Annotated in this window: 12 protein-coding genes and 1 tRNA gene; 4 read left to right on the plus strand and 9 right to left on the minus strand. The window is 55.7% G+C overall.

Annotated elements, in window-relative coordinates; all coding sequences use genetic code 11:
* Window positions 1-42 precede the first annotated feature (42 nt).
* Window positions 43-1,140: an AraC family transcriptional regulator gene (locus H8K27_RS00685; protein ID WP_186861321.1), complete on the plus strand. Its 1,098-nt coding sequence runs from the start codon at window positions 43-45 to the stop codon at window positions 1,138-1,140.
* On the opposite strand, the gene H8K27_RS00690 is transcribed toward H8K27_RS00685, so the two are convergent.
* On the minus strand, window positions 1,123-3,447 hold the full coding sequence (locus H8K27_RS00690; RefSeq protein ID WP_186861322.1) for a PAS domain S-box protein: 2,325 nt from the start codon (window positions 3,445-3,447) through the stop codon (window positions 1,123-1,125). The genes H8K27_RS00685 and H8K27_RS00690 overlap by 18 nt on opposite strands.
* Before the next feature lie 75 nt (window positions 3,448-3,522).
* Window positions 3,523-4,044: a thioredoxin family protein gene (locus H8K27_RS00695; RefSeq protein ID WP_230418782.1), complete on the minus strand. Its 522-nt coding sequence runs from the start codon at window positions 4,042-4,044 to the stop codon at window positions 3,523-3,525.
* 313 nt (window positions 4,045-4,357) lie between these two features.
* Here H8K27_RS00695 and dinB point away from each other — a divergent pair, with 313 nt between their 5' ends.
* The gene (gene dinB / locus H8K27_RS00700; RefSeq protein ID WP_186861323.1) at window positions 4,358-5,416 is read left to right on the plus strand and encodes a DNA polymerase IV; all 1,059 of its coding nucleotides are present in this window, start codon (window positions 4,358-4,360) and stop codon (window positions 5,414-5,416) included.
* 212 nt (window positions 5,417-5,628) lie between these two features.
* On the opposite strand, the gene H8K27_RS00705 is transcribed toward dinB, so the two are convergent.
* Entirely contained in the window at window positions 5,629-6,402 is a 774-nt protein-coding gene (locus tag H8K27_RS00705) for a substrate-binding periplasmic protein (protein WP_186861324.1), read from the minus strand.
* Window positions 6,403-6,597: 195 nt separating this feature from the next.
* Window positions 6,598-6,674, minus strand: a tRNA-Arg gene (locus H8K27_RS00710).
* Window positions 6,675-6,916: 242 nt separating this feature from the next.
* On the opposite strand from H8K27_RS00710, the gene H8K27_RS00715 reads away from it, so the two are divergent.
* Complete coding sequence (locus H8K27_RS00715; RefSeq protein ID WP_186861325.1) at window positions 6,917-7,453, plus strand: c-type cytochrome; 537 nt, start codon at window positions 6,917-6,919, stop codon at window positions 7,451-7,453.
* Between the two features lie 111 nt (window positions 7,454-7,564).
* On the opposite strand, the gene H8K27_RS00720 is transcribed toward H8K27_RS00715, so the two are convergent.
* Both H8K27_RS00720 and H8K27_RS00725 read right to left on the minus strand, forming a co-directional pair.
* The gene (locus H8K27_RS00720; protein WP_186861326.1) at window positions 7,565-8,761 is read right to left on the minus strand and encodes a PepSY-associated TM helix domain-containing protein; all 1,197 of its coding nucleotides are present in this window, start codon (window positions 8,759-8,761) and stop codon (window positions 7,565-7,567) included.
* Window position 8,762: 1 nt separating this feature from the next.
* Window positions 8,763-10,907 (minus strand): TonB-dependent siderophore receptor, encoded by a 2,145-nt coding sequence (locus tag H8K27_RS00725; RefSeq protein ID WP_186861327.1) that lies wholly within the window; start codon window positions 10,905-10,907, stop codon window positions 8,763-8,765.
* 1,008 nt (window positions 10,908-11,915) lie between these two features.
* Between H8K27_RS00725 and H8K27_RS00730 the strand changes: the two genes are divergently transcribed.
* Window positions 11,916-15,002, plus strand: coding sequence for a TonB-dependent receptor (locus tag H8K27_RS00730; protein WP_186861328.1), 3,087 nt, complete (start codon window positions 11,916-11,918; stop codon window positions 15,000-15,002).
* 89 nt (window positions 15,003-15,091) lie between these two features.
* Here the strand turns inward: H8K27_RS00730 and guaD are convergent, their stop codons facing one another.
* The 3 genes from guaD to xdhA are packed head-to-tail and all read right to left on the minus strand — an operon-like array spanning window position 15,092 to window position 20,242.
* Window positions 15,092-16,399 carry a guanine deaminase gene (gene guaD / locus H8K27_RS00735; protein WP_186861329.1) on the minus strand — a complete coding sequence of 436 codons (1,308 nt, stop codon included), beginning with the start codon at window positions 16,397-16,399 and terminating at the stop codon, window positions 15,092-15,094.
* A gap of 22 nt (window positions 16,400-16,421) precedes the next feature.
* A complete protein-coding gene (gene xdhB / locus H8K27_RS00740; RefSeq protein ID WP_186861330.1) occupies window positions 16,422-18,761 on the minus strand; it encodes a xanthine dehydrogenase molybdopterin binding subunit in 2,340 nt (779 codons plus the stop codon).
* Window positions 18,758-20,242 carry a xanthine dehydrogenase small subunit gene (gene xdhA, locus H8K27_RS00745; protein ID WP_186861331.1) on the minus strand — a complete coding sequence of 495 codons (1,485 nt, stop codon included), beginning with the start codon at window positions 20,240-20,242 and terminating at the stop codon, window positions 18,758-18,760. Before xdhA ends, xdhB begins: the two co-directional genes overlap by 4 nt.
* Window positions 20,243-20,418: the final 176 nt, after the last annotated feature.

Raw genomic sequence — 20,418 nt, forward strand, 5'->3', positions numbered from 1 at the left:
GCGCCAGACCGACCAACCGATTAATCCGGACCACCTGCCACCATGCCTGCCCCTGTCACTGCTGCCACGCCTGTTGCCCCGCTGCTGTCGGTGCGGGACGCCGTGTTTCCGGCGCATCCGTTCAGCGGCGTGCTGGCGATCGGCCATGAGCAGCGCTGGCGCTGGCAGCAGATGTTTCCGGAATTCGCCGCCGACAGGCACAGCCGCATCAGTTATGCACAGGCCCGCGAAGGTCTGCTGCAGGCTTGCCGGTATGGCGGTGCTGATCTGGGACTGCAGTCCGGCCAGCGTAAATCGCTGCCACACCTGGGTCAGATGGCGGCGGGAATGTGCGCACAGGCAACGCTGGAAGATGCCCTGCGTTTCGGGCTCGAATATCAGCTGATTGCCGGAGCCATGATGCACCTGTCGCTGGAGCAGGATGCCGCGTCGCCGCAGAGGGTGGCGCTGGTTGCGCATCCCTTGTTTGATGATCCGGAATTACGCGATTTTCTGGAAGCCGATCACCTGGTGACGGCGGTGAATGCGGCGCGCCAGCTGTGCGGCCAGCCGCTGCCGGTTCAGCAGGTGGAGCTGCGCGGCCAGCAAGGGCGCAGCCGGTCTTTGTATGAGGCATTTTTCGGCTGTCCGGTGCGGCTCGGTGCAGATCAGAGCCGCATCGTGATTGCGCACAGTGTTTTGCAGCAGCGGCTGGCGGCGCCCGACATGGCGCGGGTGCAGGCCGCGCGTCTGGCCTGCGATGCCGAACTCAGCGCTGCCGGGCTGGCAGGGCGGCAGACCTTGCTGCATCAGCTGATGGCATTGCAATGCGAATTCCACAATGTCAGCCACATGGCGGCGGCATTGCAGATGAGCCCGCGTACCTTGCAGCGTCTGCTGGCACGCGAAGGCATGTCGTATTTCGAGATCACGGAACAGGTGCGGACAGGCCGCGCCCGGCGGCTGTTGCAGCAGACCGGAGACCTGGAACAGATTGCGGAGCAGCTCGGCTATTCCGACAGCCGCAGCTTCCGCCGGGCATTCCGGCGCTGGACCGGTTTATCGCCCGCCCAATACCGGCAGGCAGTGCAGACAGGGCTTGCGGACTGTGATCCGGCCAGCACGACAGGCAATGCTTCAGCACTATTGATACACCGGTAATTCAAACCAGAAAGTAGAACCTTCGCCGGGGGTGCTGACAAAGTAAATCTGGCCCTGCATTTTTTCCACCAATGCCTTGGTGATCGCCAGCCCCAGTCCGGTACCGCCCTGCTGGCGGGTATTGGTGCCGTCAGCCTGGGTGAACGGCTCAAACAGCCGCGACTGGAAATCAAGCGGAATACCGGGGCCGTGGTCGCTGACGGCAATGTGGTAATGCCCGCCTTCCTGGAAAATCCGCACCACCACACTTTCGCCTTCAGGAGAAAATTTGGCTGCATTCGACAGCAGATTGGCCATCACCTGCATCAGCCGGTCATAATCGCCCAGACTCCGGGCATGCATCACCTGTTGCTCCAGAATCAGCCCGACCTGCAGGGTGCTGGTATAAGCCGAATTGGCTTCAAGCGCATTTTGCAGCATGGCGATCAGGTCTACCGGTTCATTTCTGATCACCATTTTGCCGTTGGCAAGTTTATCGATATCGAGAATATCGTTGACCAGGCCGATCAGTCGCTTGCTGTTATTGTGCGCAATCCGGATCAGGTGCCGCGCCGATTCCGGCAGCTCGCCGCCGATCCCGGAATCGAGCAGCCCGAGCGCACCGCGGATCGAGGTCAGCGGAGTACGCAGCTCGTGGCTGACGATGGATACGAATTCAGTTTTCAGCTGATTGATGCGCAGTCGGTCGCTGATGTCCATGACGAAGGCAACCCACTCACGCTGCGAATTCTCGATATGACTTAATCCCACCAGTATCGGAATCGCATGGCCGTCGGCCCGCTGCAGCATGATTTCAGACGGCGCGGTGACGCCGTTATCCATCAGTTCGACATAGGCCTGATGCATCAGATACTGATCGGCACCGGACAGCAGTTTGCGCCATACATATTTGCCTGCCAGCAGATCTTCCCGCGAGTAGCCGGACAGCTGACAGAACATGCGGTTTACATCGGTCAGGCGCGGGCTCTGGTTGCCGGTGAGGATGCCGATCAGGCTGGAATTCATCAGTCTCTGCAGGCGGCTTTCGCTGCCGCGCAGGGCGGCCAACGTGCGCTGTTGTTCAGTGATGTCTTCGATCATCCAGACGGTACTGCGGTCATACGTCCCCGATGGCAGGGCGCGGCCAACCACGCGCGCCGTGAAGGGGCTGCCGTCAATCCGTCGCAGCCGCCACTCCAGTTCGACCAGCTTGTCGGCGGTCAGCAGCGGAATGACCCGCTGGCCGAAGGCGGTGTAATCGTCCTCGTCCTGATACAGGAAGGTGGTGCGCTTGCCGATCATGGTCTGCGCATCCGGAAAACGGCACAGCTCGGCCAGCGTGGCATTGGCGCGCACGATCACACCGTTATTCACAAACATGATGCCGACTGGCGCATTGGCGATCAGAATTTCGAGCTCCTGCGCTAGTGCCTTATAGCGGTTTTTATTCGTCTTCAGCAGTTCCTGATTCAGTTGCAGCTGCTCTTCGGTGCGTTTGCGTTCGGTGATGTCGATATGGGTGCCGACCATGCGCACGGCGCGCCGGTTGGCATCCCATTCCACCGCTGCGCCGATCGACATGATCCAGCGCCATTCGCCGGCTTGATTCTTTTGCCGGAATTCGGCGCGGTAATCGGTGGCGCCGCCGGAGGCGAAATGTTTTTGATAAGCCTGCCGGATAACCGGCACATCGTCGGGATGCACGATATGCGTCCAGAAGTGCTGCCAGAAATCGAGCGGATTGGCAAAATCGGCAGGCGAGCACGCCACCATCTGCAGGTACTCAGGGCTGAAGTTGCTTTCCCCGGTACGCAGGTTGATGTCGTATAAACCCTGATTCGATGCCGACAGCACCAGCCTGCGCTGGGCTTCGGCTGCCAGCAGTTTTTGCTCGGTCAGCTTGCGTTCGGTATGGTCGCTGAAAAAGCCGTGCCACAGCACGCTGCCGTCGCTCTGGCGTTCCGGCGTCGATTCCCCGACCAGCCAGCGGGTGCTGCCGTCATTGCGCCGGATCCGGAATTCGTAATGCCAGACCGTCAGCTGTTCAGCAGAAATGCGGATGCTTTGCCGCAAATCTTCCCAGTCCTCAGGATTGATCTTGCGCAGCAGGATGCCGGCATCCTGATACAGCGTTTCAGCGCTGACCTCGAATAGCTGCTCGACGGCGGCGCTGGCATAGGGAAAACAGAATTTTTCGGAGGAATGGCGCTGAAACTGAAAAAACATGCCCGGCAGGCAGCGCGAAAAATTGTGCAGCAGGGCGTGGCTTTTCAGCAGGTCTTCCAGCTGGACGCCGGGAGGCAGGGCAGGGGGAGGCGCGCCGCTCATTGATCTGCCCGGCTGATAATGCGCAGGCAGCGCGGTCCGGCGCTGCCGGTGGCAGACACCGGGTTTTGTTCCGGATTACTGATGCCGGGTGATGATCTGGTTAAAGAAATCATACACACCCTGTTCGCTCATTCTGCGCGCATTCGATAATTCACCGCCCTTGGTGGCATACAGCACGCTGTTGTCGGCCTGCAGCACCACTGCGGCCGGAATGCCTTTCTTGGTCGGATTGCCGTAACCGACGGACAGATCCATGTTTTTGTCGAACTGGCCGACATCGACTTTCACCACCACGAATTTACCGGCGATCAGCGCGGCGCTCTGGCCCTGCATGGATTTATTCAGTTCCAGACAATCCTTGCACCAGTTCGCGCCGAAAATCACCAGCACTTTTTTCTTCTGAGTCTGTGCTTCCTGCAATGCCTGCTGGATAGCGGCATGGGCGTCGGCGCTTTCATCGTAAGGGCGGGCGACATCGGCCCGGGCATGGCCAGTCATCAGCCCCAGGCACAGCGTCAGACCCAGGATGGCACTGGAAAAGGCACTGCGCAAAGTGCCGCGCTGCGGAGAGGAGAGGCGGGTAGTCAATGAAGGCATGATGAAAAATTAGTAAATAAAAACGATTGAATTTTACGTCAAGCCGGAACAATCTGGGGACTCGTTGTGCCGATAGCCTGCACAGAAATTCCGGGTGTTGCCGGTCATAAAATCAGCAGCGGGAGCCGGATTCCATTATACTGATATTGTGTACAGTATTTTCTTGGCGGATGGCTTGACCAACAGGTGCGGTAAACATGGAAAATGCGCCCGGCTGACAGTCAGGGCCGGGCGGAGCGCCTGCTGCAGGCCGCACCATGCCGTCTCGCTGGAATGGAATGCCGGATAGCGACGGTGCTGAGCGGGTGAAGAAGTGACGCTGCCCTTAAAAAAAATCATTCATTGCGATTGCGATTGTTTTTACGCATCCATCGAGATGCGGGACGACCCATCCCTGCGCGGCAGGCCGCTGGCGGTAGGGGGCAGGCCGGACCAGCGCGGTGTCGTGGCGACCTGCAATTACGAAGCCCGGCGTTTTGGCGTGCGCTCCGCCATGCCGATGTCGCAGGCGGTCAGGTGTTGTCCTGAGCTGATCATCCTGCCGCCGTCGATGGAAAAATACCGCACGGCTTCGCGCCAGATTCTGGCGATTTACCGCTACTACACCGATCTGGTGGAGCCGCTGTCGCTGGATGAGGCCTATCTCGACGTGAGCCGCGCCACGCACCACCACGGCAGCGCCACCCTGATTGCGCAGGATATCCGCGCCAGGATTGCGGCAACCGTCGGCATCACCGCATCGGCAGGTGTTGCGCCGAACAAGTTTCTCGCCAAAATCGCCAGCGACTGGAATAAGCCGGATGGCCTGTATGTGGTCCTGCCGGAACAGGTGGCCGGTTTTGTCGCCGCATTACCGGTGAGCCGTTTATTCGGCGTCGGTAAAGTCACGGCCGCCAAACTGCACGGCATGGGCATCCATGATTGCTGCGATTTACTGCCGTGGTCCTTGCCCGACCTGCTGCGCCATTTTGGCAAGCTGGGCAACAGCCTGTACCAGTTATGCCGCGGGATAGACCGGCGCGAGGTGCATGCCAGCAGTGAACGCAAGTCGGTCAGCGTAGAGGAAACCTATGTGCGCGATCTGCCCGATCTCGATACCTGTCTGGCGAAGCTGCCGCCGCTGCTGGACGCGCTGACGCAGCGTACCGCGCGCGCCGGTGCGGGTGAACAGATCCATAAACTGTACGTCAAAATCCGCTTTGCCGATTTCAAGGTCACGACCGCGGAATGCGTGGGCCATGCGCTGGATGCCGGGGTCTACCGGCAATTGCTGGAAACCGCTTTTCAGCGTCGCCAGATGCCGGTGCGCCTGCTTGGGGTCGGTATCCGGCTGGAGGATACGGTTGCCGAGCAGCAGCTGGGTTTGTTCTGAAACCGGTCAGCCTGCGTCACCGGCTTGACTGATCCGTTTTTATACTCCGGGGGAGTATTTTAAATACCCCTTTATTTTCGTCGACATCCAGCCGGTTTTTGAATAAAAATAGGGGAGTATCTGGTTTTGACGGCAAAATTCCCGGCTACTGGTTGCCCGATTTTGTCATGACTGACCTTGTCCGCAGCGGCTGTGTATGCTTCGCCTCAGTTTCAGCGCATGTATTTGAGCCGCAGTTTTTCCAGCAGCCCCGATTGCTGGACTTTGGCGAAAGCACGGCGGATACGCTGCACCAGCGCGGGGTCGCTCTGCTTCTGCATCGCCAGATAATAGCTGTTCGCACCGTCCAGCAGCAGCACCGGCTCCAGCTCGTCCGGCTTGCGCCCTTCCATCTTCATCAGATACGCGGCGCTCCAGTCCTGCGACACAATCAGATCGACCCGCCCCATCAGGAATTTTTTGATATTGGATTCCACCGTCGGCGCATAATCAACCCCGCTTTCCGGGAAGGTGGTCGTGCGCAGGAATTCCTTGGTGGACGCCATTTCCCGCACCAGCCCAACCTTGTAAGCCGCTGCGTCCGCCATGTTCCTGATCTGGATATCTTTACGAGATTTCAGCTTATATAAAAAAATCTGGCGCGAACTGATCGGGCCGATCCACTCAAACAGCGCATCGCGATCCTGCAGACGGGTGATGGAAAAAATCAAGGTGTTCGGCTGGGTCAGCGCCATCTGGTAAGCCCTGGCCCAGGGCATGACCTCAATCGGCGCCTGAATCCTGGCTTCCTTCAATACAGCTTCGACAATCTCCACCGAGTAGCCGGTGGCGTTACCGTTTTCTTTGTAATTCAGCGGTGGCAGGCTTTCCGTGACCACCGTCAGTTCGGCTGCGCAAACAGCCCCCTGTGCCAGAGTCACCAGCACACACAGATACCGGGCAATGCCATATACAGCAGACAGAAAGGAGTTCGCAGGAAAATGCATGCAGAAAATTTTACCTGCTAAATTTGCCGGTTTTGTGACAATCGGGAGACAAAAGCAGCGAATCGGGCTCAACAACCCCTGAAATCAGGCCAAATTAAATATATTTAACAGAAACCGGACAGCGTGACGCGGGAGCGTTGTGCATTCCTCCACGGAGAAGAGACGGGAGTGAACTAGGAGAAATCGGGGAAAGAATGGTGCGCCAGACACGAATCGAACGTGCGACCCCAGCCTTCGGAGGGCTGTACTCTATCCAACTGAGCTACTGGCGCGTGCAAATGACTGCGAAGCGCGACATTCTACCCTAAATTCCTGCCGGACTCATGAAACCCGTATCACTTTTTGTCGCATCGCCAGCGCGCAACTACTGATACTGATCATAGAAACATCACAGAAACACCGCTTTTCGTGCCAAATGTCAGCCTTTCGCTCTATAATCAGAAGCTTTGATGCCAGCTTGATAGCAGCGCTGGATGGCAACCGGAATAACTATTTCATTTGCAACGAGGAAAACATGAGCGACGCGCACGACGAACACGAATCAGCGATCAAGACACCGAAGCAACTCATCGTTGCAGTTCTTGCCGGGTTTTTAGTCCCCATCATTGCGATTGTCTTATTGGTGCAATACGTGACCAATGACAAGAAAGTCGGCGCAGGTTCCACCGCGCAGACACCGGAAGCGATTGCTGCCCGTATTCACCCGGTTGCTGATGAAGGTTTCACGTTTAAAGATGCCAGCGGTCCGAAACAGCTGCAGGCAGGTGAAGCCGTGTACAAAATGGTCTGCTCCGCCTGCCACGATACCGGCGCCGCAGGCGCACCGAAATTCGGCGATGCCGGCGCCTGGGGTCCGCGCATTGCGCAAGGTTACGACAAAGTGGTTGAGCACGCCCTCAAAGGTTTTAACGCCATGCCAGCCAAAGGCGGCAATCCTGACCTGGACGACGTCGAAGTTGCACGCGCTGTAGTCCACATGGCCAATGCCGGCGGCGCAAAGTTTAAAGAGCCGGAAGTCAAAGCGGCTGCACCGGCAGAAGCGGCAAAATAAAACCCCTTCGGGAAGCGGCTGTTTTTGATATTTCCGACAGTTGTTGCCTTTACCTGTTTTGGGAAAAAAATGAAAACCCCGATTCGTTGTTCTGCGGATCGGGGTTTTTGTTTAGAGACTGTTCAATGACCGTCGCATGAATTTACGTCCTGTCCGTTTTTTAAGCCAAATCCAGAATCCCGTCAGGCTGAAGCCAAAGACTGCCAATCCCAGCACGCTGACCAGCACGCGCCCGCCAGTGCCCAGAATACGACCGGAATGCAAAGGGAATTGGGTTTGCATGAATAAATCGCCGGTGCTGCCTTGACCGGCGATTTCCGCACCGACTACCTCACCGCTGAGTGCATCCAGATATAGCCAGCTATTCCCGAATGGTCCCTGACCATGATCCTGACCGGGTGAGAAAAAACCAACGCCGTAAGCTTGTTGCGCCGTCATCCAAAAAATACCGCCTACCGGCAGCGACCAGCCGCGCCGTGCAGCTTCAGCTTGCGCCAACTCGACAGCGCGGCCCATGCTGAGTGGTTGCGCCGTATTGGCAGGAAATGACGGCAATGCTCGTTGCTCAGCAATGCGCGGTGTGAGCGGTGAAAACCAGTTCACCAAAGGGCGCATTACCTGTGCATTCAGATTCATCGACACCGATGTCAATGCCAGCACCAGCAACAGTCCCCATAGCCAGACACCACCGGAACGATGCAGATCAAACACGAGCTTGTAGCTACCGGATTGCCAGCGGAAAGCCAGCGATTTACGCCACTGTCGCCAATGAGGGAAAGCCAGCCATAAAGCGATAAAACAATCCAGACTCCACACTATTCCCGTCAGCCCCATCAGCCAGATACCGGTATCGAAGCCACCCATTTCGGGCAGATGCAGACTGTAATGCAGCCGGTACACAAATGGCAGCAAATGCAGACGATCTATCTGCAACGCACCCCAGATACGTCGCGCCTGTATGTCGCCGCTATACGGATTGACGGCTATCTGGTTGTAGCCCAGCGGCCGCGCCGGATCGGCCGGATCGACGAACATGATGTTGCTGTGTCCGGGTTCGGCCGCCTGCGAGACATAACGCACATGCAGATCCGGATGCCGCTGCATGATTATGTCAGCCAGTTCGGCCCCGCTCAGAATACGCTGATGAGCGACCGCCGCACTCCGGTAAAATCCGGGATTGAGCCAGGCGTCGATTTCATGATCCCAGGCAATGACGGCGCCTGTCAGTCCGGCAATCGCGAGAAACAAGGCGGCACCCAGGCCGAACCAGCGATGCAGCCTGACCAGCCACGGGCGCAACGCCGGCATCTCAGTATCTCCAGTTCAGCGTCACGCTGGCATGACGTGGTGCGCCGTAATACGCCTGGCTCCAGTAAAGGCTGGTCAGGTATTTCTGGTTACCCAGATTACTCAGATTGAAGGTCAGGCTGGTGCGTTCATCCAGATCGTAATGCAGCATCGCATCAACCCGCGCGTATGAAGACTGGCGCGTCACCACGCCGCCACCCTGATCGCGCCAGATGGCACTTTGCCAGTTGATGCCGGCCCCCACGCGCAAACCGGGCACCGCTGACACACGGTAGCTGGCAGCCGCGCGGATCAGCTGGCGCGGCAGATAGGTTTTGGCCTCGCTGCCATCCGGATTTTCCAGCTGCATCCAGGTATAGCCGGCGCTCAGTTGCAGGTTGCTGCTCAGTTGACCATTCAGTTCTAATTCAACACCGCGCGAAAGCGTATCAATCCCGCGGTAGTAAGTGCGGTTGGCGATCATGCCGGCCTGTTCGGCCGCATTGTCCTGACGAATGGAAAATACCGCCGCTGACACTTGCAGACGTTTATCCAACAGTTCGCCCTTGATGCCGGCTTCACCGGCTTTGCCCAGTAATGGTGCCAGCATGCGTCCGCTGATGTCGGTCTGATTTTGCGGCGTGAAGATGCCGGTGTAGCTGGCATAAGCTGACCAATGCGGCGTGAGGTCGTACACCAGCCCGGTGTAAGGTGTGCTGCGCGTCGCTGATTTGTTCTGACTGACGCCATAAGCCATGCCATTGGATTCTGCATGTGTTGTATTCCAGCCGAGTAACCATTTCAGATCGTCTCGCAGATTGAAACGGCTGACGGCGTACAGAGTCTGGCGCTTGTCGAGATAATGGCTGCCGTCGGTGGAAGTATCGAAAGCCGGCATGGGATAGCTGCCGTCCAGCACCGTCTGCAGCGGCATAGGCGTGCCTATGCCGCGACCATAATGTGAGAGATCGTCAAGTACCGAGCGCGACCACGACACGCCTGCAGCAAGATCGTGACGGCGACCTGCCAGCATGAAATTTCCGCTGATCGTCCAGTCCAGCAATTGCTGATGATTATGCGCGTCATACAGCGACGGATAGCTGAACAAACCGCTGCCGCTGCGCCGATCCGGTGTGCCGTACACGTACAACAGGCGGCCGTCGGTGCTCACCGTATTGTCGCTGTATGCGAAACGGGTTTGCCAGTCGCCGGAAAAATCATGCGTGTAATCGATAAAGGTCTGCTGCGTGTCGGTTACCCAGCGCGACCAGCCGGCTGATGTGCTGGCCGACACATCAAAGTTGACCGGACTGCCGTCGCTGAAATACAGCGGCAATGCACCCCACATGCCGCCCTTACCTGCACTGCGCTGATATACATTGCCGATGCTGATGCGATTCTGCGCATCGGGCCGGAATTCCAGGACGCCGTAAGCGACGTCTTTGGAAGGCTGGTAGCGGCTCAGATAAGAATCACCTTCCTGATGCGCCAGCACCACCCGGCCGGCAACGGTGTTGCTGTCGTTCAGACTGGAAGAAATATCGGCATCGATGCGTCGCGTATTCCACGAACCCAGCGTCAGCGCAGCCGATGCGCGCAGTGCATTGGTTGGACGCTTACGGATGAAGTTCACCGTGGCGGACGGATTACCGGTCGGCGACATCAGCCCGTTGGCGCCGCGCACGATGTCGATGCGTCCGTACAGTGCGGTATCCAGATCGCCGTACACATTGCCGAACACGAAGGGAATGCCGAGCCCGTCGTATTGAAAGTTGGTGATGTCGTAACCGCGTGCGGTGTAATAAATGCGATCGCTTTCGACTTTTTCCACCGTCACTCCGGTGGTACCGGCCAGCGCCTCGTTCACGCTGGACAGATGAAAATCGTCGAGCCGTTCGCGCGTCAGCACACTGACCGATTGCGGCGTTTCGCGCAGACTCAGGTCGAGCCGGGTGGCGGAGCCGCTGTTGCGTTCGGCATAGCTGCCTGTTTTTTGCGTGGCACCGGTAATGACCACTTCTACTGGAGACGCTGCATCCATGCTCGTGACGGTCGTGGCGGATGCCGCGCTCCAACTGCCCATACCAAGCAGACACGGCAATAATAAGCGGCCATGCAGGCCGGAAGGAATGCGTGCCTGACGCATTCCGTGATAAGTAAATTTCATTGAGACTCCAGTCAGACGAATACAAAGGTTCTGTTTTCCCGTGGCTGGAACGAGGCTGGCTGAAGTGAACAGAGAAAGGATTGCATGGCGGACAGTCGGCTAAGTCTTTTGCCGCTTACCAGCGAACATGGCCGGTGAAGTTTTCAAACTGCCGCAGATGAATTATAAATGAGAATTGTTATCATTTGTGATGGCCTGGAAATTTTTGAGAATCACTGTCTGTGATACAAAAAGTCACATAAAAATGACTAATACAGACCACAACAATGTCCCATGATATTTGCAGCAAACACGCAACGACCAGAGTATAAAAATAATGATTTATTGACTTGCCTTGTGGAAATATGACTGATTCGCAACAGAAATTCCGTGATTAATCGTGGTTTTTTTACAAAATGATGCAAATATATATTTGCCTCAAAATGGTGCGCAAAGAACTTTTTTTATTAAGAAGTGGATTTTTTGTTGGAAAATAATTTTCATAAAATGAAAATTAAAAGAATCAATCTTTGGTATTTAGATAAACAAAAATAGATTATTTCGCTAAATAGACCGCATCGAAAAATAAAATGCAGCCCTAATAAAAAGAGAATTTTATAAATAGTTTTATATTGCTTTGCACAAAAGAAGGGCGATCTTTAAGAGGCGGAAACGGGGGCAAAAACTTGTGTTGTTTTTTAGGGAAATTTGAAAAAACCTTCATTGACACTACCTCTGTCTGGATGGTTCCATGGCGATTAATATTTTTTGGCGAATAAATTTACATGAATAAGTTCAGTGAGAAGAACTTATTTACATGAATCAAATAATAAGCATTGCATCAATGTCATAGACATTTGCCAAAAATATTTATCGAGGTGTTGGTCTATGTATGACCGCCGGTTGACTGAATGCAAGCTTTACAAAAAATTCAGAAATCAGGCTGTGATACACAAAACAAGCTGCAAAGAACCAGTCGCCGATTGTTTCGATGTTGCATTTTGTTGATTTGGATACTTAGGAACTCACATGTCTAAAAAAAATCTTGTATTTAAAAAGACGCTGGTTGCCCGTGCATTGACACTGGCATTTGGTGTTGGTGTGGTCGGTTTTGGATATACGCCGGAAGTTATGGCGCAGTCCAATGCTGTTGGTACCGTGTATGGTAAAGTTTCTGTCGGTTCTGCAACTTCTGTTGTAATCAAGAATGCAGATACCAACCTGACACGTAATGTTGCTGTAGATGCAACAGGAAAATTCCAGGCGACTGCGTTGCCAGCAGGTCACTACAAAGCAACTCTGATGAAAGATAGTGCCACTCTGGGTACGACAGAGTTCGACGTACTGGCAGGTCAGGGTGTGGAGGCCGATTTCGGCGCCGTGGCTTCTGGCGTTCAATCCGTTGAAGTGTCTGCACGCCGTACCCGTATCGACGTATCGAATGCGTCTAACGGTGCAACATTCACCGCCAAAGAACTGGCAAAAATCCCGGTTGCCCAGTCTGTTGCAGGTATTATTCAGCTGGCACCTAATACAACAAAAGCGGACTCCCGTTATGCTGGCGGCGCCAGTTTCGGCGGCGGTGGCGCATCTGAAAACTCCTATTACATCAACGGCTTCCCAGTCGTGAATCCGCTGACACAGCTTGGCTCTTCCGAATTGCCATTCGGTGCGATCGGCCAGGCGCAGATTCTGACAGGTGGTTTCGGTGCTGAATTCGGCCGTTCCGTTGGTGGTGTGATGAATATCACGACCAAGAGCGGTACCAATAACTGGGAAATGGGTGCGACTTTCAGTATCAACCCGAACGCACTGCGCTCCACTCCGCTGGATATCTATTATCCACGTACTGGCGCTCCGGAAAATGCCTCGACTGATGGCACATTGTATTTGCGCCGCAGCGGCAATACCGTGACTGAAAAGCGTCTGGGTGCATATGTCGGTGGTCCTATCATCCAGGACAAACTGTTCATGTTTGTTGCAGTGGAAGACACAAAAACCGATTCCAATTTTGTTAACAGCAGCACAGCCAGCGCTTCTGTAGGTAAAAACGGTTACACCCAGCAAAGCGATGATGTTCAGCGCTACATGGGTAAATTTGACTGGAATATCACAGACGACCATCGTCTGGAGCTGACACTGATCGGCGACACACCGAAGTCTGACGTCAATCTGTCTGGCTATAACTATGCAACTGGCCAAAACAATGGCGTGGTAGTCAGCCGCGGTCATTATCAGAACGTGGATAACGTGACACCATCGACCGGTGCCAATATCCAGATGCTGAAATATACCGGTAATCTGACTTCCGACCTGACTTTGACAGCATTGGCTGGTAAGAGCACTTCCGAGCACAAAAACAGCTGGGACGGCTATGACGTCAGCCAGGCTTTGTATCAGGTCAGCGCACCTATTTCTGCCCGTGTGCCAGGTCTGACTTACACCAATCCACAAGCGTTGACCGGCTTCGTATTGCCAGCTGGCGCCAAGGATGAAGTGAAGTCCTTCCGTCTGGATCTGGAATACAAGATCGGTCAGCACACAATCCGTGGTGGTCTGGACAGCAATAAGAATACCTCTCTGAATGCTGGTGATATGACAGCCGGTGGCGGTATCTGGACATACTCCAAAACGAAAACACCGACAACCGGTATTACATTGACCGGTCAGCAAGGTGTGATCGTGGCAAACGGCGGTGGCTACGGTACACAGGGTTACTATGTCCGTAAGCAGATTTTCAGCGATGCAACGACTGCTTATTCCGACCAGACAGCGCAATACATCGAAGACCGTTATCAGGTGACTAAAGATATTTTGGTAACCGCAGGTCTGCGTAATGAAGGCTACAAAAACAAAAACGGTGACGGCGAAACCTTCCTGGAAATCAATCGTCAGCTCCAGCCACGTCTGTCTGCAGCATGGGACGTAAACGGCGATTCTTCGACGAAGGTATTCGGTAGCTTGGGTCGTTACAGTGTGCCTATCCCGACTCACCTCGCTGTTCGTGGTGCCAGCCGCTCGACATACATCCGTCAATACTACACCTACACCGGTGTAGATCCAGTGACAGGTACGCCGACTGGTCTGAATCCAATTACAGGTATTCTGTCTCCGGACAACGAGTTTGGTCAGGCCAAGCTGGCAGCAACTGTTGCCGCTCTGGATATGAAGCCAAATATGCAGGATGAAATCACACTGGGTTTTGAAAAGGCATATTCTCCAAGCCTGAACTTCGGTGCGAAATTCACTTATCGTAAACTGCGTTCCACAATCGACGACTTCTGCGATCAGCGTCCGTTTGACAAGTGGGCAGCGGCACACAATGTGGATACATCCAACTGGGGCGGATTTAACTGCGCATCCTTCAATCCGGGTGAAGCCAACTCCTTCATGGTTGACTTTGCAAACACAGGTAAAAACCTGACCCGTGTTGACCTGAGCGCGGCTGATCTGGGCTTCGAAAAAGCTGAACGTAACTACACAGCGTTCGACGTTTTCCTGGAGCATCCATATCGCAATGGCTGGTACGGCAAGATCAACTACACATGGTCCCGCAGCAAAGGTAACACTGAAGGTCAGACATTGTCGGACGTAGCTCAGACTGACGTTTCTGCGACTCAGACATGGGATCACTACGAGATCATGCAATTTGCAAACGGTTTGCTGCCTAACGACCGTACTCATCAGATCAAAGCATTCGGTTTCTATGATCTGAACAAAGAGTGGACAATCGGTGCGAATCTGTTGCTGGCAGCCGGCCGTCCGAAGAACTGCCTGGGTACATACCCACAAGCATTGCAAAACAATGATCCAGGCTTCCCTGACTACGGTTCTGCTTACCACTACTGCAATGAATTGCCATCGCCACGTGGTTCTGTCGGTAATCTGCCATGGGACTTCAAAGTTGACATGAACCTGGCATACAAACCAGAAGCACTGAAAGGTGTAGCGTTCAAGATTGACGTGTTTAACCTGTTTAACAAACAGACTATCCAGACAATCGATGAAACTTACAACTTGGATGCAACAACTGTTTCTCCAACTTATGGCCGCACGATCTCTTACACTGCACCACGCAATGTACGACTGGCTGTGGAATACAACCACAAGTTCTGATCGGTTGTGTAAGGAAAGTCAGGGTATCAAGTGCCCTGACTGGACTGATAAAAAAAGCCCGGAAATTTCCGGGCTTTTTTTATGACTGATTAACCGGTGTTTTTATGCCGGATTACCGGTTTGCCCGCAGCATAAGTCAGGGCAATACACCGGTCATCCCCCAGCATCGCCAGTACGAATAATTGTTCTTCCAGTGAGTTCAGATGCTGGCTGCGGCGCTGGAGTAAAGGTGTTGCCTGCGGGTCGATCACGATGAAGTCGGCTTCGTTGCCGGGAGTGAAACTGCCGATCGTATTTTCCAGCTGCATGGCGCGTGCTGCACCTGAAGTCGCCAGATAGAACATGGATGCAGCGGGCAGGTAATGGCCTCCCATACGGGCGATTTTGTATGTTTCATTCATTGTCTGGAGCATGGAAAAGGATGTGCCGCCGCCGACGTCGGTGGCGATGGACAGCGGGATTTTCGCTGCGATGGTGGGTTCAAAATGAAACAGACCGCTGCCCAGAAACAGATTGGAAGTCGGGCACAGTGCGATGGCGGATTGGGTTTCTGCCATGCGCTGCCGGTCAGTTTCGTCCAGCCAGATGCAATGTGCATACATGGCTCGGGGTCGCATCAGGCCGCACTGGTCGTAGATATCGAGATAGCTGCGCGCTTTGGGAAACAGCGAACGTGCCCAGTGACATTCGTCTTTATTTTCCGCCACGTGGGTCTGGATAAATGTGTCGGGATACTGGTTGGCCAGTTCACCTGCCAGTGCCAGCTGCCGTTCGCTGGAGGTCGGTGCGAAGCGCGGGGTGATCGCATACAGCTGACGGCCGCGTCCGTGCCATTTCCGGATCAGCGCTTCGCTGTCGCGGGCACCGGTTTCTGCCGTATCTTGCAAAAAATCCGGGCAATGCCGGTCCATCATTACCTTGCCTGCCACCATGCGCAGATTTCTTTGTTCGCTCTGGGTAAATAAGGCATCGGCAGATTCCGGATGGACTGTGCCGTACACCATGGCGGTGGTGGTGCCGTTGCGCAGCAGTTCATCCAGAAAAAAGCCGGCCACTTCATGCGCATGCGCGCTGTCCTGAAACCGGCGTTCGGTCGGAAAGGTGTAGGTCTCCAGCCACGGCAGCAGGCCGGGGGCAGGGGAGGCGATCATGTCGGTTTGCGGGTAATGCACATGGGTGTCGATGAACCCCGGACAGAGGATTTTTCCGGGCCAGTGGCTGACGGTCAATTCAGGTGGCAGCTGTGTTTTGAGCAGGTGGTAGTCGCCCGCGGCAGCGATTTTTTCACCGCTGAGCAGTAATAGTCCGTCGCTGTGCCAGCGCATGGCATCGGGATTGCAGGCGGGGTCATCCGTGAAATACAGGATGCTGGCGCGGAAGGCGGCGGTAATGGTCATAAGGCGTGTATTGTTTCAGAGTTCATTCGGCAGTCTGCACGGCATGGATTGCCCGCAGAATGGATTCCGCCGTGGCGGGTGCGGTCAGCGGCGGGCTGCGCCGGTGCGCCGATACGCTGGCGATGGCATCACGGATGGCGAAAAATACCGAAAAGGGTAACAGCAATGGCGGCTCGCCGACGGCTTTTGAGCGGTGAATGCTGTCAGTGACATTGCAATTGGCAAACAGCTTCACACGAAAATCGGCAGGGCAATCGGAGATGGCCGGAATTTTATAGGTTGACGGTGCATGCGTGGTGAGTTTGCCCTGGTTGTTCCACACCAGTTCCTCGGTGGTCAGCCAGCCCATGCCCTGTATGAAGGCGCCCTCGATCTGGCCCTGATCGATCGCCGGATTCAGCGATTGCCCGGCGTCGTACAGAATATCGGCCCGCAGCAGCTTCCACTCGCCGGTCAGCGTGTCGACGATCACTTCGGATACCGCTGCACCGTAAGCATAATAAGAGAAGGGATGTCCGGTCATGGTCTTGCCATCCCAGTGCAGATCCGGGGTGGCGTAAAAGCCGTCGGACCAGAGCTGCACCCGTGCCAGGTAGGCTTGCTGCACCAGTTCCTGAAAGCTGCACCGCTGCTCATTGCACACAACTGTGCCGGCATGAAAACGGACCTGATCCGGCATGCCGCCAAACCGGTTCGCCGCCAGCTGCGCCAGTCTTTGCCTGATCTGGCGCGCGGCATCCTGCGCTGCCTTGCCATTCAGGTCCGCACCGGTCGAGGCGGCGGTGGCCGAGGTGTTGGCGATCTTGCCGGTGTCGGTGGCGCTGACGCGCACCGCAGACAAAGGGATGCCCAGCTCATGTGCCACCACCTGCGCAACTTTGGTATGCAGTCCCTGTCCCATTTCCGTACCGCCGTGGTTCACGCTGACCGAGCCATCCAGATACACATGCACCAGTGCGCCAGCCTGATTCAGATGCGTGACGTTAAACGCGATACCGAACTTGTGCGGTGTCAGCGCCAGACCTTTTTTGAGAACCGGGCTGGTCGCATTAAATGCCGCAATCGCCGTGCGCCGCTGCCGGTAATCGCTGCTGCTTTCCAGTTCGGCGACCAGTTCGTGGATCACGTTATCTGTCACTTTCTGGCCATAATGCGTGATGTTGCGGCCTTCTTCATCATGACGGCCGTAGAAATTATGTTTGCGCACATCCAGCGGATCCATGCCAAGCTGACGGGCGATTTCATCCATCACATATTCAATCAGAATCGCACCCTGTGGTCCGCCGAAGCCGCGGAATGCGGTATTCGACTGCGTATTGGTTCTGGCGCAAACTGCACGGATATCGACATCGGACAAGTAATACGCATTGTCCACGTGGCACACCGCCCGCGTTGCAACCGGGCCGGATAAGTCGGCGGAGAAACCCGCCCGCGCAATCATGCCGATACGGGCCGCAAGAATGCGCCCGCCGGCATTGAAACCGACATCGTAATCGTAATGGAAGTCATGCCGCTTGCCGGTGACCAGCATGTCGTCATCCCGGTCTGCCCGCAGTTTGACCGGACGGCGCAAATGATGTGCGCACAGAGCGGCAACCCCGGCCCACAGGGCGGATTGCGATTCCTTGCCGCCAAAACCGCCGCCCATGCGCCGGCATTCAACCCGCACCGCATGCGAAGCCAGTCCAAGCGCATGGGCGATCACATGCTGCATTTCGCTGGGATGCTGGGTCGAGCAGACAACATGCATCCCTTCGCCTTCTGCCGGCATGGCATAGGCAATCTGTCCTTCCAGATAGAACTGTTCCTGACCGCCGACCTGCCACTGACCGCGCAGGCGTAATGGCGCCTGTTCAAGTGCCGCCTCCGGGTCGCCACGTTGCAAGTGCATTGGCGGCAGCACATAGCTGCCGGCAGCATCGGCCTCCCGCGCATGTAACAGGGCGGGCAAAGGATGATAGGTGATGTCTGCCAGACGCGCCGCCCGGCGCGCCTGCTCGTGCGAGTGTGCAACCACCGCAAACACGGGTTGTCCTGCGTAATGCACTTTTTCCGTTGCCAGAATCGGATCGTCCCTGATGATGGGACCACACTGATTATCGCCGGGAAAATCAGCGGCGGTGAATACGGCAACCACGCCCGGAGCCTGCCGCACACGCTCCAGATTCATAGTGCCGATTACCGCATGCGCCTGGGCAGACAGCCCCAGTGCAGCGTGCAGCGTGCCTTGCAGTTCTGGCAGATCATCGGTGTAGTTGGCGCTGCCGCAGACGTGCAGCACGGCGGATTCATGGGGATGCGGGCGGCCCGCTTCTGCCCATTCCTGCTCTGTTGCCGAGGAGAGCTTGGTTGTCTGGCTCATACCGGTTGCTCCCTGCTTTCTGTGGCCGATACCTGCAGGGCATGTGCTGACAACGGATTCTCCGGCCTGGTTTCCAGCCAGAAGCGGCGCAGCAGGTTTTGCGCTGCCTGCAGGCGGTATTCTGCAGAAGCACGCATATCCGACAACGGTGTGTAATCTGCGGCCAGTGCCTGCATTGCCTGAAGCACGCTGTCCTCATTCCAGAGCGCCTGATTCAGGACGGCTTCGGTTTTTGCGGCCCGCTTTGGTGTGGCTGCCATGCCGCCGAATGCAATCCGCACCTGATGCAGCCTGCCGTCTTCCAGCGTTGCGCAGAACGCGGCGCAGACGGCAGAGATATCCTGATCAAACCGCTTCGTCAGTTTATAGGTGCGGAAAATCTGCTTGCTGACAGGCAAAGGTACCCGGATTGCCGTCACCACTTCGTCTGGCCGCAGGTCTTTCTGCTGATACCCCAGATAAAAATCTTCCAGCGCCAGTGCACGTTCGCCCTGCTGACCGTGCAGGATTACCTGACTGCCGAGTGCAATCAGCCAGGGCATGGAATCCCCGATCGGCGAACCGTTGGCAACATTGCCGCCCAGCGTTCCGGCATGACGGATCGGCAGCGAGGCAAAGCGCTGCTGCAGCTCGCCGAGTTCTGCCGGGTAATAGTTGCACAGCGCGCGGTATGCGTCATCCAGCGTGACGGCGGCGCCAATGCTCAGCCAGTGTGTATCCGCTTTGAGCGACCGGAGTTCGGCGACTTGCCCCAGATAAATCAGATGTCCGAGCTGGCGGAATTGCTTGGTGACCCACAAGCCGATATCGGTGCCACCGGCCAGCAGGCAGGCATCAGGATATTGCTGACGCAGCGCGAGCAGCGCTTCCAGTGAGCGCGGGGCAAAAAAATGCTGGTCCTGATGGGTATAGCAAAAGGTGTCGCCGTGTTCCAGCTGGTGCAGCGCGGTCGTGACGGGTTGTGCATCAAAATGCTGATGCGGTAATTCTTCCATGCGGTAAGCCGCATCAATGATCGGCCGGTAGCCCGTGCAGCGGCACAGGTTGCCTGACAGTGCCTGATTGATGTCCTGCCGCTGCAAGGGCGCACTGTCTTCAGTTCGCCGCAAATACAGATCCCATAAGGACATCACGAACCCCGGCGTGCAGAAACCGCATTGTGACGCATGGCATTCGACCATCGCCTGCTGCACCGGATGCAGGGACTGACCCTGCTGCAGATCTTCAACGGTAAAAATGGCCTTGCCATCCAACGACGATAATAACTGCAGGCAGGCGTTGACCGATTTCATGCGGACCTGACCCTGATGCAATTCCGCCGTCACGACGGTGCAGGCCCCGCAATCTCCTTCCGCGCAGCCTTCCTTGGTGCCGGTGCAATGCAGGTCTTCGCGCAGGTGTTGCAGCAGGGTGCGGGTGACCGGCAAATCCCGGATTTCGTGGATTTGATGCTTAAAAAAATAACGGATCGGGTCAGACATGGAAATTCCGAATGAAAATAATCGTGAAATACCGTTGTGAAATCGCAGATGACGCGGATTCCCGGCGATTTTTAAGGTTAGCATCCAGATAAGCGCAATCTATATCAAAACCATGATGCCGGACATCAAAAGAAAAATGAAAGCCTGATGCGCGCTGAAAAACACAGCGAAAAACA

This window comes from Cognatundibacterium griseum (genome assembly GCF_014284195.1).
Lineage (GTDB): Bacteria > Pseudomonadota > Gammaproteobacteria > Burkholderiales > Burkholderiaceae_D > Undibacterium > Undibacterium griseum.